A 12,713-nucleotide genomic window follows, 5' to 3' on the forward strand; every position below is an offset into this window, starting at 1 on the left:
AAGGAGTCAGCACCATGAGCGACAACATCTTCACCGGCTGCATGCCCGCCCTGATGACGCCCTGCACCCCGGCGCGTACACCCGACTTTGATGCCCTGGTGGCCAAGGGTCGCGAGCTGGTCGATATCGGCATGAGCGCCGTGGTGTATTGCGGCTCCATGGGCGACTGGCCGCTGCTCACCGAAGCCGAGCGCCAGGAAGGCGTGTCGCGCCTGGTGGCCGCCGGCGTACCGACGATCGTCGGCACCGGTGCGGTCAACAGCCGCGAGGCCGTGGCCCACGCCGCGCATGCCGCCAAGGTCGGCGCGCATGGCTTGATGGTGATTCCGCGCGTGCTGTCCCGTGGCGCTTCCGCCACCGCACAAAAGGCCCACTTCGCGGCGATCCTCAACGCAGCGCCGAACCTGCCGGCGGTGATCTACAACAGCCCGTATTACGGTTTCGCCACCCGCGCCGAGCTGTTCTTCGAACTGCGCCGCGAACACCCGAACCTGATCGGTTTCAAGGAATTCGGCGGCGCTGCCGACCTGCGCTACGCAGCGGAAAACATCACCTCCCAGGACGATGACGTGACCCTGATGGTGGGCGTCGATACCCAGGTAGTGCACGGCTTCGTCAATTGCAACGCCACCGGCGCGATCACCGGCATCGGCAACGCATTGCCACGGGAAGTGCTGCAACTGGTGGCGCTGAGCAGAAAAGCCGCCAAGGGCGATGCCAAGGCGCGTCGCCAGGCGCGGGAGCTGGAAGCGGCGCTGGCGGTGCTATCGTCGTTCGATGAAGGCTGCGACCTGGTGCTGTATTACAAGCACTTGATGGTCCTCAACGGTGACCAGGGCTATGCCCTGCACTTCAACGCAACCGACGTGCTCAGCGACGCGCAGCGCCACTATGCCGAGCAGCAGTACGCGCTGTTCCGCCAGTGGTACGCCAACTGGTCGACCGAGCAGAACGTCGATTGATCCTCGTGGCGAGGGAGCTTGCTCCCTCGCCACAAATGTCTCGCGTCTACTTACTCTTTGTGTTTTCCAGGATGATCCCATGACTCTGACGGGCAATATGCTGATCGGCCAGCAATCCCTTTGCGGCACGCGCGACGCGATCCGGGCCATTAACCCCGCCACCGACACGCCCCTGGAGCCCGCCTATGCCGGCGGCGACAGCCAGCATGTCGAACAGGCTTGCGCGCTGGCGTGGTCCGCTGCTGACGCTTACCGCGAAACTTCCCTGGCCGCCCGTGCCACGTTTCTCGAGACCATCGCCAACAACATCGAAGCCCTTGGCGATGCGCTGATCGACCGCGCCATTGCTGAAACCGGCCTGCCCCGTGCCCGAATCCAGGGCGAACGCGGCCGCACCTGCGGGCAGTTGCGCACCTTTGCCCGCACCGTGCGCCTGGGCGAATGGCTGGACGTGCGGGTGGACCCCGCGCAACCCGAGCGCCAGCCCTTGCCCCGCGCAGACCTGCGCCAACGCCACATTCCCCTGGGCCCGGTGGCGGTGTTTGGCGCCAGCAACTTTCCCCTGGCTTTCTCGGTGGCCGGCGGCGATACCGCGTCGGCGCTCGCTGCCGGTTGCCCGGTGATCGTCAAGGCCCACCCGGCCCACCCCGGCACCAGTGAGCTGGTGGGCCGCGCCATTGCCCAGGCGGTGCAACACTGCGGCTTGCCACACGGGGTGTTTTCGTTGCTCTACGACGCCGGGCATGAGGTGGGTACCGCGCTGGTGACCGACCCGCGTATCAAGGCGGTGGGCTTTACCGGTTCGCGCAGCGGCGGCATCGCCTTGTGCCGGGCCGCCCAGGCACGCCCCGAGCCGATCCCGGTGTATGCGGAAATGAGTTCGATCAACCCGGTGTACCTGTTTCCAGCCGCGCTGCAAGCCCGGGGCGCGGCGCTGGCCGAGGCCTTTGTCGCCTCACTGACCCAAGGCGCCGGCCAGTTCTGCACCAACCCAGGCCTGGTGATCGCCGTGCAGGGCGCCGCACTGGAGCGCTTCATCCATAGCGCCAGCGACGCGCTCCAGCGCTGCCCGGCGCAGACCATGCTCACCCCCGGTATCTTCCACGCCTACGAACGCGGCGTAGCCAGTCTGACCCAGCATGCGCGAAGCGCCGCACAGGGCTTAGCGGCGAGCGGACCGAACCAGGGCCAGGCCCAGTTGTTCGTGACCCAGGCCGAGGCCTTCCTGAGCAATCCACACTTGCAAGCCGAAGTCTTCGGCGCGGCCTCGCTGGTGGTGGAATGCCGCGATGCCGAGCAGGTGCGCCAGGTGTCTGAGCGCCTGGAAGGCCAACTCACCGCCACCCTGCATCTGGATGAACCTGACCTGCCACAGGCACAGGCGTTGCTGCCGGTGCTGGAGCGCAAGGCCGGTCGCCTGCTGGTCAACGGCTGGCCGACGGGGGTGGAAGTGTGCGACGCCATGGTGCATGGCGGGCCGTTTCCGGCCACCTCGGATGCGCGCAGCACCTCGGTGGGTACGGCGGCGATCCTGCGGTTCCTGCGCCCAGTGTGCTACCAGGACTTCCCGGACGCGTTGCTGCCCGCCGCACTGCAGCAGGGCAACCCGTTGCGGTTGCGCCGCTTGCTCGACGGCCAGAGAGAGGCGTAGACGATGGCCACGCCCAACTCAGCGGATATCGTCGTGGTCGGCGCCGGCATCATCGGCATCGCCTGTGCCGTGCAATTGGCGCGACAAGGGCGCCAGGTGCGGGTGATCGACGCGCAGGCGCCCGGGCTGGGCGCCTCCTATGGCAATGCCGGGCACCTGGCGACCGAGCAAGTGTTTCCCATCGCCGACCTGTCAATCCTCAAGCGCCTGCCGGCCATGCTGCTGGACCCCATGGGCCCGCTGCGTCTGGACTGGACCTACCTGCCCCGCGCCCTGCCCTGGTTTATCCGCTTGCTGCTGAACCTGCGGCCGGCGCCCTACCGGCGCAGCGTGGCCGGTATTCGTGCATTGAACGAAGCCAGCCTCGGCGCGTGGCAGCGCTTGTTGCAGTCCATCGGGCAACCTCAGTTATTACGCGAAGACGGTTCGCTGCTGGTGTATGAGCGCGCCGAATCCCGCGCAGCGCTGGATGCCTTGCAGCAACGCATGATGGCGCAAGGCGTGCCGGTGGCGTTCTGGTCGGCTGAAGCGGTGCACGCGGCGGCGCCGCAGTTGAGCGAGGCCATACAGGGCGGTCTGTTTTTCCCCGGTACGGGGCATTTTCTCGACCCGTACACGGTGGTTGGCGCCCTGGTGGATGCGGCCAAAGCCCTGGGCGTGGACTTCCTGCAGCAGCGCGTGCTGGACGCCCGCGTGGACGGCAGCGGCGTGTCACTGCTGACCGACCAAGGCCCAGTCACGGCGCGCCAGGTCCTGATCGCCTGCGGCGCCCACTCGGCGGCGCTGACCGCCGCACTCACCGGCAAACGCGTGCCGCTGGACACCGAGCGCGGCTATCACCTGATGCTGCCCCACGAACACGCGCGCCTGCCCTTCGCCGTCACCTCGCTGGAGCGCAAATTCATCATGACCCCCATGCCCGGCGGCCTGCGCCTGGCCGGCACCGTCGAATTCGCCGGCCTGCAACGCCCGGCGAACATGCAGCGGGCGTGGCAGTTGCATCGCTTGGCCAACGGGCTGTTTCGCCAGCCCTTGAACGCCGACGAAGCCACGCCATGGATGGGTTTCCGGCCGTCGCTGCCCGACTCATTGCCGATCATTGATCGGGTGTGCGATGGCAAGGTGTTGCTTGCGTTCGGTCATCAGCATTTGGGGTTGACCCAGGCGGCGGTGACGGCGGAAAGAATCAGTGAACTGGCAAACGGTGAGGCCGTGCCTGGATTACAAGCGTATCGACTGGACCGGTTCTGATAACCCGAGTCGGTTCTGTGGTTTTAAAACGATCGATTAGGAGAGGCAGCAAATAAGCCATCGGCGATCTCTTGGATGTCGTCGCGCAGGTAGAGCTTATTCAGCCAGCCGATTGGGATAGCCTGGACGCCATAATACGCACCGGCCAACTGCCCCACGATGGCGCCGGTGGTATCGGCGTCGTCCCCCAGGTTTGCCGCTGCGAGCACCGCTTCGGCGAAACTCGCGGTGTGGTCGAAACACCAGAAAGCCGCTTCTAGCGAGGCGACTGCGTAACCGGACCCCACGATGTATGCTTTTGCCTTATCGCGATAATCACCCCGAGCGATTCCCATGACCTTGGGTGCAGTCAATCCGGTGCCTGCGAGACGCAACACCTCGTTCTTCGACACACCACTCAAGGCATTGCCGATGGCCTCAGCGAGCAACAGGCTGCAGTCGATCGCCTCTTGGGCTGCGTGAGTGGTACGCGAACTGAGCGCGCTGAATCGACGGATGTCCGCCCGGTCTGGAAAGTAAAACAGCACTATGGGCGCGAGTCGCATCATCGAACCATTGCCGGCCGAATACGGGTCCGTAGACCCGGCGAAAGCCTCGCCATCGGCCTCAAATAAGGCCAGCGCTTCGCGAACGGTCATGCCGATGTCGAAGCATTCACCGGTCGCGCTCAAGTAGCCCCACTTCCACCAGTTCAGATAACGCCCCATTTGATCCGCCGCATCAAAACCGCCCTTGCGCAGCAAGCTTTCCGCCAGGCAAAGCGCCATGGAGGTGTCGTCAGTCCACTGGCCGGGCTGGAGGTTGAAAGGTCCGCCGCCTACCATATCGGTGACGGGCGAAAAGGTACCGCGAGGCATGAACTCAACCGAGGTGCCCACTGCGTCGCCACAGGCCAATCCAAGCAAGCTGCCGCGATAACGATCCAAAAGCGTGATGTCCATGACACTCCTTGAGAGAACCTTGCAACGCCCATGCTACTTGACCAGCCGCTTCTCCTTGGAGGGGCGATATCCGAAATACGCGCTGTAACACTTGCTGAAATGACTCGGCGACACGAACCCGCACGCCACCAGCACATCGACTTGCGACAGCTCGGTGTGCTGCAACAGGCGCCGCGCTTCGGTGACGCGCAATTCCATGTAATAGCGTTGCGGCGTGGTGCCCAGTTGTTCCTTGAACAGGCGCTCCAGCTGGCGGCGCGAGCGGCCGGCGTAAACGGCGAGCTGGTCGAGTTCCAGGGGTTCTTCGAGGTTGGCGTCCATCAACTTGACCACTTCGCGCAGCGGTGCGCTGACGCAGACGTTTTCGGTCGGTTTGATACGCCGGTAGCGCGACTCTTCGAAGGCGAGGATGTCTTCGATGCCTTCGACCAGCGCCTTGCCGTGCAGGCTCTTGATCCAGTCCAGGGCCATATGGAAGGCGCCCGACGGGCTGGAAGCGGTCAGGCGGTCGCGGTCGATCACATAGGGTTCGCTGGTCACCTGCGCCGCCTTGGACACCTCCGCGAGTGCCGGGCGATGCTCCGGGTGGATGGCGCAGCGGTAGCCCTGTAACAATCCGGCGCGGCCGAGGAACCACGAACCGTTCCACAAACCGGCAAGCCCGATGCCGTGTTCGGCGGCGGCGCGCAGGATCTGAATGAAGTCTTCACTGGCCTTGAGTTCGGTGCGAAACCCGCCACAGATCACCAGCAGGTCCAGCTCCGCCAGCACGGCCTGTTCCAGGCGCGCATCGGGGCGGATGACCAGCCCAAGGTCGCTGATAACCTCACGCTCGTCCCAACCGAACGTGCGCGTCGCGAACAGCTCGGGGCGCAGCAGGTTGGCGGTGACCAGGGTGTCGAGGGTTTGGGTGAAGGCAGGCAGGGAGAAGTGTTCGAGCAACAAAAAGCCGATGCGGGTGACCGCAGCCGGCTGCCGGGGGTTGTCATTGAGGTAGCGCAGGTTCTTGCCCTTCATGCCACCGCTGAACTGGCGTCTTTCCATCGAGGGTTGGCCCACTCTTCTTGTTGATGCAATGGGCGCTATCTTAGGGGCAAATGGGGTACCTGTCTCAATCCATGCCGCTGATCTTTAAAAACCGTGGGGCTTTCAAACCCCCCGGTTCAGCCGCTGCGACGCAATCTGATACGGTTTTTTGCGCGCCATCTGGGTCTGTATCGAAAACCGTCCGAGGCGGACAATGGCGCCACCCCGACATTCCTGTCGCCCCCCCTTCCCTTCGGAGGCCTTATGACCAAGATGGCTATTTTCCTGTTCGGTTTTCTGGTGCTGACCATCGGCATCGGCTTGCTGGCGACCATCTCGCCGGTCTAGTGCGCTGTCACCCGACAACGAGCATCGGATACAACGACAGCACCAACAGACCCGCCATCGTCCAATTGAACACCTTCAACCAGCGCGGTTCGCGCAATACGCTGCGCAAGCCGCTGCCGCAGCCGACCCACACACACACACTGGGCAAGTTGACCACGGCAAACACCAGCGCAATCACCAGCACATTGGTCACGTAACCCTCGGCCGGTGTGTAGGTAGTGATCGCGCCCAGCGCCATGATCCACGCTTTGGGGTTGACCCACTGGAAGGCCGCCGCGCCGAGAAAAGTCATCGGCTTGCCCTGTTCGTCAGTGCTGTCCGCCATACCGCCAGCGTTGGCGATCTTCCAGGCCAGGTACAGCAGATAAGCAGCACCGACATAGCGCAACAGCGTGTACGCCCAGGGGAACAGCTTGAACACTTCGCCCAGGCCCAACCCCACGCAAATCACCAGCACCATGAAGCCAATACTGATACCCAGTGCATGAGGCATCGAACGCCGGAAGCCGAAATTCACGCCGGAGGCCAGCAACATGGTGTTGTTGGGGCCCGGCGTGATCGAGGAGACGAAGGCGAACAGCACAAAGGCTGACAGAAGGCTGGTAGACATGAACATGGCGCGGCATCCAAGCGGGTTGATGTCCTGCGACAGTAGAGGGTTGCGCAGTTTATCGCCCCATACAGCTGGTGTTGGATCGAGGAATACACTTTGATGACATGGGTTTCACAAAGCTTTCACAGACGCAGGCCTAAGGTTAACCCAGCTCCTACATGAACACCCTTTTAGCCCGCTCCCCCATCGCGGGCTTTTCTTTGCCTACGAATAATGCGGTGGACACGGTGATAGAGAATCTGGACGGCCCCCGGACCGCGCAGCAGGAATTGTTCTACGACCTTGAAGATGCCAGCGCTGTCATCGGCTGGTCGGTGGTTGAGCTGACGGCCCTGGCAGCCGCCGACAACGCCCGTGATCAGGCGCCAATGCTTAAGAAGGTATGCGCGCTGTTAGCCGTCCAGCAGCAACGTATTGAAGCCTACGCACAGGAAGTCAAAGCGCAGCGGATCAGCAGAGCCGAAGCGGCTGGTTGAGGCCAGCCGCCAGTCCGGGTTCAGAAACTTAAATCAACCGCTAGTTATCCGGATGTTCACTCGCCACCGAATCGGCCGCATCTACATCGGACATATCCTCCTCCAGAGGCGCCTCGTCGTCCGGCGGCAACGGAATGCCATCTTCGTCGCGCTTCGGATCGTGCCCGGTTTCGTTGTCCGTGCTGCGGGTCACTGCCTGCTGGGAAAGGTTTCCTGGGGCATTTTCATTGATGTGCATGCTGGCTCTCCGTTCAAAAACGCTCGGGATATCCGCGCTTAATATTCAGAGACGGGATGGCAGGCAGAGTGCCGGCTGTTAGACGAATGGTGGTCGGCTCAGCATTCCGGGAGTAGGCGCAAACACGTCCTTAGCTGCATGCGACCTGCCTGAGCTGCCGGTAGGCAACCACCAGTTGCTCCAGGCTGAACGCCAGGTTTCTCCCACTGGGATTGGGCAAGACCCATACGGCGGCATTGCCGAACGTCCTGCTCTGCAGCCCCCACTCCACCTGGCGCTGCCCGGATAACGCCGCATACGCCGCCTTGCCGAGAAACGCCACATAGCGCGGTGCATAACGAGCGATCTTCTGTTCGAAAGCCACGGCCGCTGCGATGAACTCCTGCCTGGACAATTGATCGGCGCGTGCCGTTGGCCGTTCGACCACGGCGGTCAGTCCGCACTGGTACTGAAGCAGGGTGCGATCACTTTGCGCAGGCACTTGCCCAGGCGTAAACCCGGCCAGATGCAGCGTGCGCCAGAAGCGATTGCCTCGGCCCGCAAAGTGATGGCCTTGGGCGGCAGCGGTCATGCCGGGGTTGATTCCGCAAAACACCACCGCCAACTGCTCGGCCAATATGTCTTCCAGGCCTTCATTCACCGCAATGACCCTTATTCGGAGCTATCGCCAGACGACCATCGAGTTTACAGCGCAAACGTAGCCCCGCGAGTATTCACAAACAGCGAGTAGATCGAGTGACTACTGGCCATGAACAGCCGATTCCCCTCACGTCCCCCAAAGCACACATTCGGGCAGCGCTCTGGCAGCGAAATGTGCCCGATGGCCTTGCCCTGCGGGTTGAACACGCGCACGCCATCGAGCTTTTCCAGGTCAGCCTTGGGATCCCCATTGCCTCCCCAGCCGCACCACAGATTGCCCGCCTCATCGCATTTGATGCCGTCGATTGCGGCATAGTCCAGCCCCTCGATGTGCTTGCGGCGTTCGCCCAGTGTGCCGTCTTCCTTCACGGCAATCGCCCAGATCAGGCGATTAGGCTTGGCGCGACCCTCGACGACGTACAGGGTTTTTTCATCGGGAGAAAAGCACAGGCCGTTGGGGCCATTGAGGTCGTCTATCACCCGCGTGACGGCTTGGCTCTCGCCATCGATGCGGTACACGGCGTGGGGTTGGGTCGGGGTGATTTTGTGCCCTTCGTAGTTGTTGCCGGTCTGGAATGGCGGGTCAGTGAACCAGATCGAGCCGTCACTCTTGCAGACGATGTCGTTGGGCGAATTGAAGCGCTTGCCGTCGAAGCTGTCGGCCAGCACGGTGATCGTGCCATTGTATTCGGTGCGCGTAATGCGGCGGCCTTCGCTGGTGGTGGTCGAGCCTTCGCAGACGATCAGACGCCCCTGGCGATCCCGGCACATGCCATTGGAGAAATTCGAATGTTCGCGGTACACAGTGAAGGTGTCGCTGATTTCGTCCCAGCGCATGATGCGATTATTGGGAATGTCGCTGACCAACAAATAGCGGCCATCACCGACCCACACCGGCCCTTCGGCCCAGCGCATACCGGTGGCGAGCTTTTCAACACTGGCGTTGAATACGCGTAGCTCGAGAAAACTGTCGTCGAGGATGTGAACCAGTGGATCAGGGTAACGCTGACTTAAGGGTTCGGCGGCCTCGGAGAATCGGCTCAGCGCGGCGCCGCCGACGGTGGCGAGCGTGGCGGAAACAGCGAGGGATTTTTTCAGAAAGCTGCGGCGGGTATTGCCTTTTGCTCCGGTAAGGGTTTCAGGCGTGGCGGACAAGGTTGAGTCCATGAGTGGTCTCCGTCGTTTTATTTTTGTTGGAGACTAAGTAATACCTTGTGGTAGGACATCGTACAAGTGATTGTTGCTTGAGCGCTGACGTAGGCGGGTTTACCTTGAGCTTAACGCGCAAGCGTTATATATCCTGCCCTCGCTGCGGATGGAGGGACACGCCTGACGCAGTCATCGATGTTCCGCTGCCAACATTGATCTGAATTGAGAGATGATCTCGGAAGAGAGCCCGGCAGCTTCGAACACTGCGCAAGTGAAGCTAACGGGTGCAGGGCCTGGAGCAGTTATGATGCAGTCTGCAACCACCGCCGCTGGACTGCTTCGATAGAGCGCGCGCCCCTCGTAACCTACGGCATTCTGTTGCAAAAAGTCAGCGCTGTTCGAGGTATGAGGAACGGTGTCGAGAAGGCCGGCCCTGGCAAGTGCCAGCGTTCCTCCACAGATACCGGCAATTATCGCTCCACTTGAACGACTAGCATGGAGAAACTCTCGAATATCAGGTGCTTCTGCACCTTCCCAAATCGTTCCTCCAATCACGACAACAACGTCCGGTTTCCAATCCAGACAGTGCTGCAAACTGCCATCGACCGTTACAGCCAATCCACCCTGCGAGCGAAACTGCCCCATAGCAGAAGCGAAAAACCTGACATCGATCCCGTAAAATGGAGACGCGGTTCCCGCGATGAAAGCGTATTCCCAGTCCGCAAAACCGGGCGTCAGTATCAATCCCACACGTGCCATCAGTTAGAATCCTCCATGAATGCCGATAACATACGGCGACCACATACATACATCAAGGGGTGCTCTCGGCCAGAAGCCGCCCCTCGTAGTAGCCGAAAATCGGCGAAAAGAGAACGGTCTCACAGTCAATGGAAGACCGTCTTAGGACTTGGTAGTCTCTGCGAAACTGAGGCCCTATTTACTTCCAGAATCCGAGATCAAAGCGCAGTAGATTTCGCTTTTGCTGAAAATGAAAACGTGGGGAAAATTGCCCAACGATGGCTCAAAATCACGAAGCACTGCTTCGTAATCTGATTTTTTATCAATCTGAGGCGGTTGTAATCCAAAATAAAACTGACGAAATCGGTCCTCGTCGGTATAAACAAGTAAAGCGGTTTTGTCTGGATAAGCAATTTTTGCTTTTTTCTTCAGAATTATTTTTAGCTGCTCAATCTTTCTATCATGCTTCTCCTGGGCTGTCTCGCTGACCATAATTGCAACGCCAGGATTCCTCGAAAGTTCTTTAAGTTGGTCAGCATCTTCTTTACCCTGAAGCGTAGTCACTTCGAGATAACATATATCCGACTGATTTGATCCCTCTCCCGTGTATTTAACTGTTGCATCGTGCTGCTGATTACCGTCGATCCACTGGATGACGACATTTTTTGGAGATGTGAAGTACAGTTTCGCGAAGTGAGCGATGGGGTACAGCTCATCGTGTACGTCTCGCAGCAGACCTATCCTCTGTGGGTGTTGCGGCTGCGCTGACGTGTCCCAAGTGAGTGTATCGAACAGCGCCTGAATTGCGGCCGCATGATTATAGTACCCATCAGCCGTCGTAGGCTGTCCCGCGGCTTTTTCGATAATCAATCTGTCCTCATTCCAATCAAGCGACAAAGGCTCGTGGACCGTTACTAACAATGATTGTGGATCGCTCGGTTCTTTCATATAGCTCTTAACTCCCTGTTTGATTGATTGCGTACCCATTTCGGAACAGCTGTGACGTCGCGCTAGCATGATTATGCACGTGCCCCCAGATAAACGTTACAGTGGCACACTGAACTGCCACGTGCTAGCCGAGGCGGTTGCCTGTGTATGGACCCGATGCTGACCCTACCCTTTGATCTCACAGGGTAGGCATCTGCCTAGTCTGAGAAGGCGCGATGGGGCGAACGCCATCAGCCACGAAAGACTGCTTTCGACCCATAGCTGCCGTTGGCTAAGGGTCAGATGTCCTTGAGCAAGCCGCGTAGGACTTGGAGTTGTGCAGAGGCGTCTTCAACAGCTTTGACGCGCGGGAGGCTTGCGCCCTTTCGGATCGTGATATTCCCATCGTCTCGCCGAGGTTGGCGAATGTAATTTCGAGCACGCTCCAGCTTGGCTATATTCAGCAGCTGAGTTCGATATTCTGCTTTCACACAGCTTAACGATAAGAACGTTGTGACACGAAAGTGCTCACCGTCTTGTCGGACGCTGATCGCGGCAGCCCAAAAAGTGCCTAGATCTGGGTCTAGTAAGCGCTCGAACTCCTTGAGGCTGAAATATGTAACTACTCGACGAGGGTCGGCAGTTAGATGACTAAACTGGGCACGCAAGACATGATAGAACTTGGCGAACTTGCGTTCTTTGAGACATCTGTCCCAGACCTGAGGGCGCCGACTATAAAGTTGAAACAGCCGGATATTTGCTTTGGCATCGTTCCCCGAGCTCACTCCATTGAGGAGTGCGGCTAGGTCCTTAGCTCGGGATCGGGGTGCATTGGGCGTCAGGATCTCGTGCAGCGCGTCCAAAACTTCTCCATGCCGGCTCGCTACCGTTGTCACGATAGTACCTACGGCGGTGCCCTCGGCTAGGTCATCTTCCTCCTGAACCGCAGAACGAAACTGCGCCATGGTAGCTTTGACATGTGGTGCGACCCAAGTCAGCTGCTCAACCTGCGTTATAAACTCCGTCAGCCAAGTGTAATTAACCGGCACCCAATGACCATCCTCTGGCTCATGGTCATTACTGTCTAAATAAAGATGGATCCCACGAAAGCTCGGGAATAGTTTGCGAAGCGCTTTGTAATAAGTTTTGGTTTGGTCCTTGCTTTCGAAATGGCCAAATTTGTTTTCGATGGCGACATACAACTTTGCAGCTGGGTCGACCGCTAGGACGTCTACGTACCGCCTCTCTCCAGGTAATCCTAGCTCGGCTTCCGTAATGACGACGATGGATGAAAATGCCAAGGTATGAATATTCGCCGCAGCAAGAAACCGCCGGTCATTAAGACTAAGGTTCACCTTCTCGGCAGACAAGCCGGCCCGGGTCAGCATCGATTTGATCGCTTGGTCTCCTAACCCGTGACCTTGCGTTGGGTCAATCAGCCAAGCCAAAAATCGGGAGATGTTCACTTCTTTTGGGTAACAAATTTGAAGTGGTTCGCTGTGTGTAGAGAGTGCGAGCATGCGCTGCACATCGGAATCGGCGAAGAGGGCATCAACAAGGGAATCCAAGGACATGGCGTTTCTTTAGACGGTAAAATGGGGCCTTGCAGCGTACACGCCATGGTGCTGATTGGTAAGCGGCTGTGCCCGCTGTCGGTGTAGCCACGTACCTCCATTCTTTTCGGTGCTGTCGGCGCGATTGATGTACTGGTCGGCTCAGGCAGCTAACGCCCTACGGCAGCCCCAGATAAAATG

At 59.8% G+C, this 12,713-nt stretch carries 13 protein-coding genes; 4 read left to right on the top strand and 9 right to left on the bottom strand.

What is annotated here, in order from left to right:
• Positions 1-14: 14 nt before the first annotated feature.
• The 3 genes from C4J92_RS14295 (at position 15) to C4J92_RS14305 (ending at position 3,864) form a co-directional block, all read left to right on the top strand.
• On the top strand, positions 15-962 hold the full coding sequence (locus tag C4J92_RS14295) for a dihydrodipicolinate synthase family protein (RefSeq protein WP_124404313.1): 948 nt from the start codon (positions 15-17) through the stop codon (positions 960-962).
• 79 nt (positions 963-1,041) lie between these two features.
• Complete coding sequence (locus tag C4J92_RS14300; protein ID WP_124404314.1) at positions 1,042-2,613, top strand: aldehyde dehydrogenase (NADP(+)); 1,572 nt, start codon at positions 1,042-1,044, stop codon at positions 2,611-2,613.
• Between the two features lie 3 nt (positions 2,614-2,616).
• Positions 2,617-3,864: an FAD-binding oxidoreductase gene (locus C4J92_RS14305; RefSeq protein WP_124404315.1), complete on the top strand. Its 1,248-nt coding sequence runs from the start codon at positions 2,617-2,619 to the stop codon at positions 3,862-3,864.
• 23 nt (positions 3,865-3,887) lie between these two features.
• Here C4J92_RS14305 and C4J92_RS14310 read toward each other — a convergent pair whose 3' ends face one another.
• The 3 genes from C4J92_RS14310 to C4J92_RS14325 form a co-directional block, all read right to left on the bottom strand.
• Positions 3,888-4,805 carry an ADP-ribosylglycohydrolase family protein gene (locus tag C4J92_RS14310; RefSeq protein WP_124404316.1) on the bottom strand — a complete coding sequence of 306 codons (918 nt, stop codon included), beginning with the start codon at positions 4,803-4,805 and terminating at the stop codon, positions 3,888-3,890.
• Positions 4,806-4,838: 33 nt separating this feature from the next.
• Positions 4,839-5,822: a GlxA family transcriptional regulator gene (locus C4J92_RS14315; RefSeq protein ID WP_124405809.1), complete on the bottom strand. Its 984-nt coding sequence runs from the start codon at positions 5,820-5,822 to the stop codon at positions 4,839-4,841.
• A gap of 364 nt (positions 5,823-6,186) precedes the next feature.
• On the bottom strand, positions 6,187-6,795 hold the full coding sequence (locus C4J92_RS14325) for a LysE family translocator (protein WP_124367178.1): 609 nt from the start codon (positions 6,793-6,795) through the stop codon (positions 6,187-6,189).
• 155 nt (positions 6,796-6,950) lie between these two features.
• On the opposite strand from C4J92_RS14325, the gene C4J92_RS14330 reads away from it, so the two are divergent.
• Entirely contained in the window at positions 6,951-7,268 is a 318-nt protein-coding gene (locus C4J92_RS14330) for a hypothetical protein (RefSeq protein WP_372238348.1), read from the top strand.
• 40 nt (positions 7,269-7,308) lie between these two features.
• On the opposite strand, the gene C4J92_RS14335 is transcribed toward C4J92_RS14330, so the two are convergent.
• From C4J92_RS14335 to C4J92_RS14360, 6 genes are all read right to left on the bottom strand, one after another.
• Positions 7,309-7,506: a hypothetical protein gene (locus C4J92_RS14335; RefSeq protein ID WP_124363016.1), complete on the bottom strand. Its 198-nt coding sequence runs from the start codon at positions 7,504-7,506 to the stop codon at positions 7,309-7,311.
• A 130-nt stretch (positions 7,507-7,636) separates the two neighbouring features.
• A complete protein-coding gene (gene mug, locus C4J92_RS14340) occupies positions 7,637-8,146 on the bottom strand; it encodes a G/U mismatch-specific DNA glycosylase (RefSeq protein ID WP_124404318.1) in 510 nt (169 codons plus the stop codon).
• 44 nt (positions 8,147-8,190) lie between these two features.
• Positions 8,191-9,312 (bottom strand): SMP-30/gluconolactonase/LRE family protein, encoded by a 1,122-nt coding sequence (locus tag C4J92_RS14345; RefSeq protein WP_124404319.1) that lies wholly within the window; start codon positions 9,310-9,312, stop codon positions 8,191-8,193.
• Positions 9,313-9,483: 171 nt separating this feature from the next.
• Positions 9,484-10,053, bottom strand: coding sequence for a DJ-1/PfpI family protein (locus C4J92_RS14350; protein WP_124404320.1), 570 nt, complete (start codon positions 10,051-10,053; stop codon positions 9,484-9,486).
• Between the two features lie 174 nt (positions 10,054-10,227).
• Positions 10,228-10,980, bottom strand: a complete 753-nt coding sequence (locus C4J92_RS14355; RefSeq protein WP_124404321.1) for a hypothetical protein — start codon at positions 10,978-10,980, stop codon at positions 10,228-10,230.
• Between the two features lie 278 nt (positions 10,981-11,258).
• Positions 11,259-12,533, bottom strand: coding sequence for a PD-(D/E)XK nuclease family protein (locus C4J92_RS14360; protein ID WP_124404322.1), 1,275 nt, complete (start codon positions 12,531-12,533; stop codon positions 11,259-11,261).
• Positions 12,534-12,713 lie beyond the last annotated feature (180 nt).

This window comes from Pseudomonas sp. R3-18-08 (assembly GCF_003852065.1).
Classification (GTDB): domain Bacteria; phylum Pseudomonadota; class Gammaproteobacteria; order Pseudomonadales; family Pseudomonadaceae; genus Aquipseudomonas.

Coding starts and splice junctions, on each gene's coding strand:
- C4J92_RS14295 (WP_124404313.1), top strand. CDS start 15: ATGAGCGACAACATCTTCACCGGCTGCATGCCCGCCCTGATGACGCCC.
- C4J92_RS14300 (WP_124404314.1), top strand. CDS start 1,042: ATGACTCTGACGGGCAATATGCTGATCGGCCAGCAATCCCTTTGCGGC.
- C4J92_RS14305 (WP_124404315.1), top strand. CDS start 2,617: ATGGCCACGCCCAACTCAGCGGATATCGTCGTGGTCGGCGCCGGCATC.
- C4J92_RS14310 (WP_124404316.1), bottom strand. CDS start 4,805: ATGGACATCACGCTTTTGGATCGTTATCGCGGCAGCTTGCTTGGATTG.
- C4J92_RS14315 (WP_124405809.1), bottom strand. CDS start 5,822: ATGAAGGGCAAGAACCTGCGCTACCTCAATGACAACCCCCGGCAGCCG.
- C4J92_RS14325 (WP_124367178.1), bottom strand. CDS start 6,795: ATGTTCATGTCTACCAGCCTTCTGTCAGCCTTTGTGCTGTTCGCCTTC.
- C4J92_RS14330 (WP_372238348.1), top strand. CDS start 6,951: ATGAACACCCTTTTAGCCCGCTCCCCCATCGCGGGCTTTTCTTTGCCT.
- C4J92_RS14335 (WP_124363016.1), bottom strand. CDS start 7,506: ATGCACATCAATGAAAATGCCCCAGGAAACCTTTCCCAGCAGGCAGTG.
- C4J92_RS14345 (WP_124404319.1), bottom strand. CDS start 9,312: ATGGACTCAACCTTGTCCGCCACGCCTGAAACCCTTACCGGAGCAAAA.
- C4J92_RS14350 (WP_124404320.1), bottom strand. CDS start 10,053: ATGGCACGTGTGGGATTGATACTGACGCCCGGTTTTGCGGACTGGGAA.
- C4J92_RS14355 (WP_124404321.1), bottom strand. CDS start 10,980: ATGAAAGAACCGAGCGATCCACAATCATTGTTAGTAACGGTCCACGAG.
- C4J92_RS14360 (WP_124404322.1), bottom strand. CDS start 12,533: ATGTCCTTGGATTCCCTTGTTGATGCCCTCTTCGCCGATTCCGATGTG.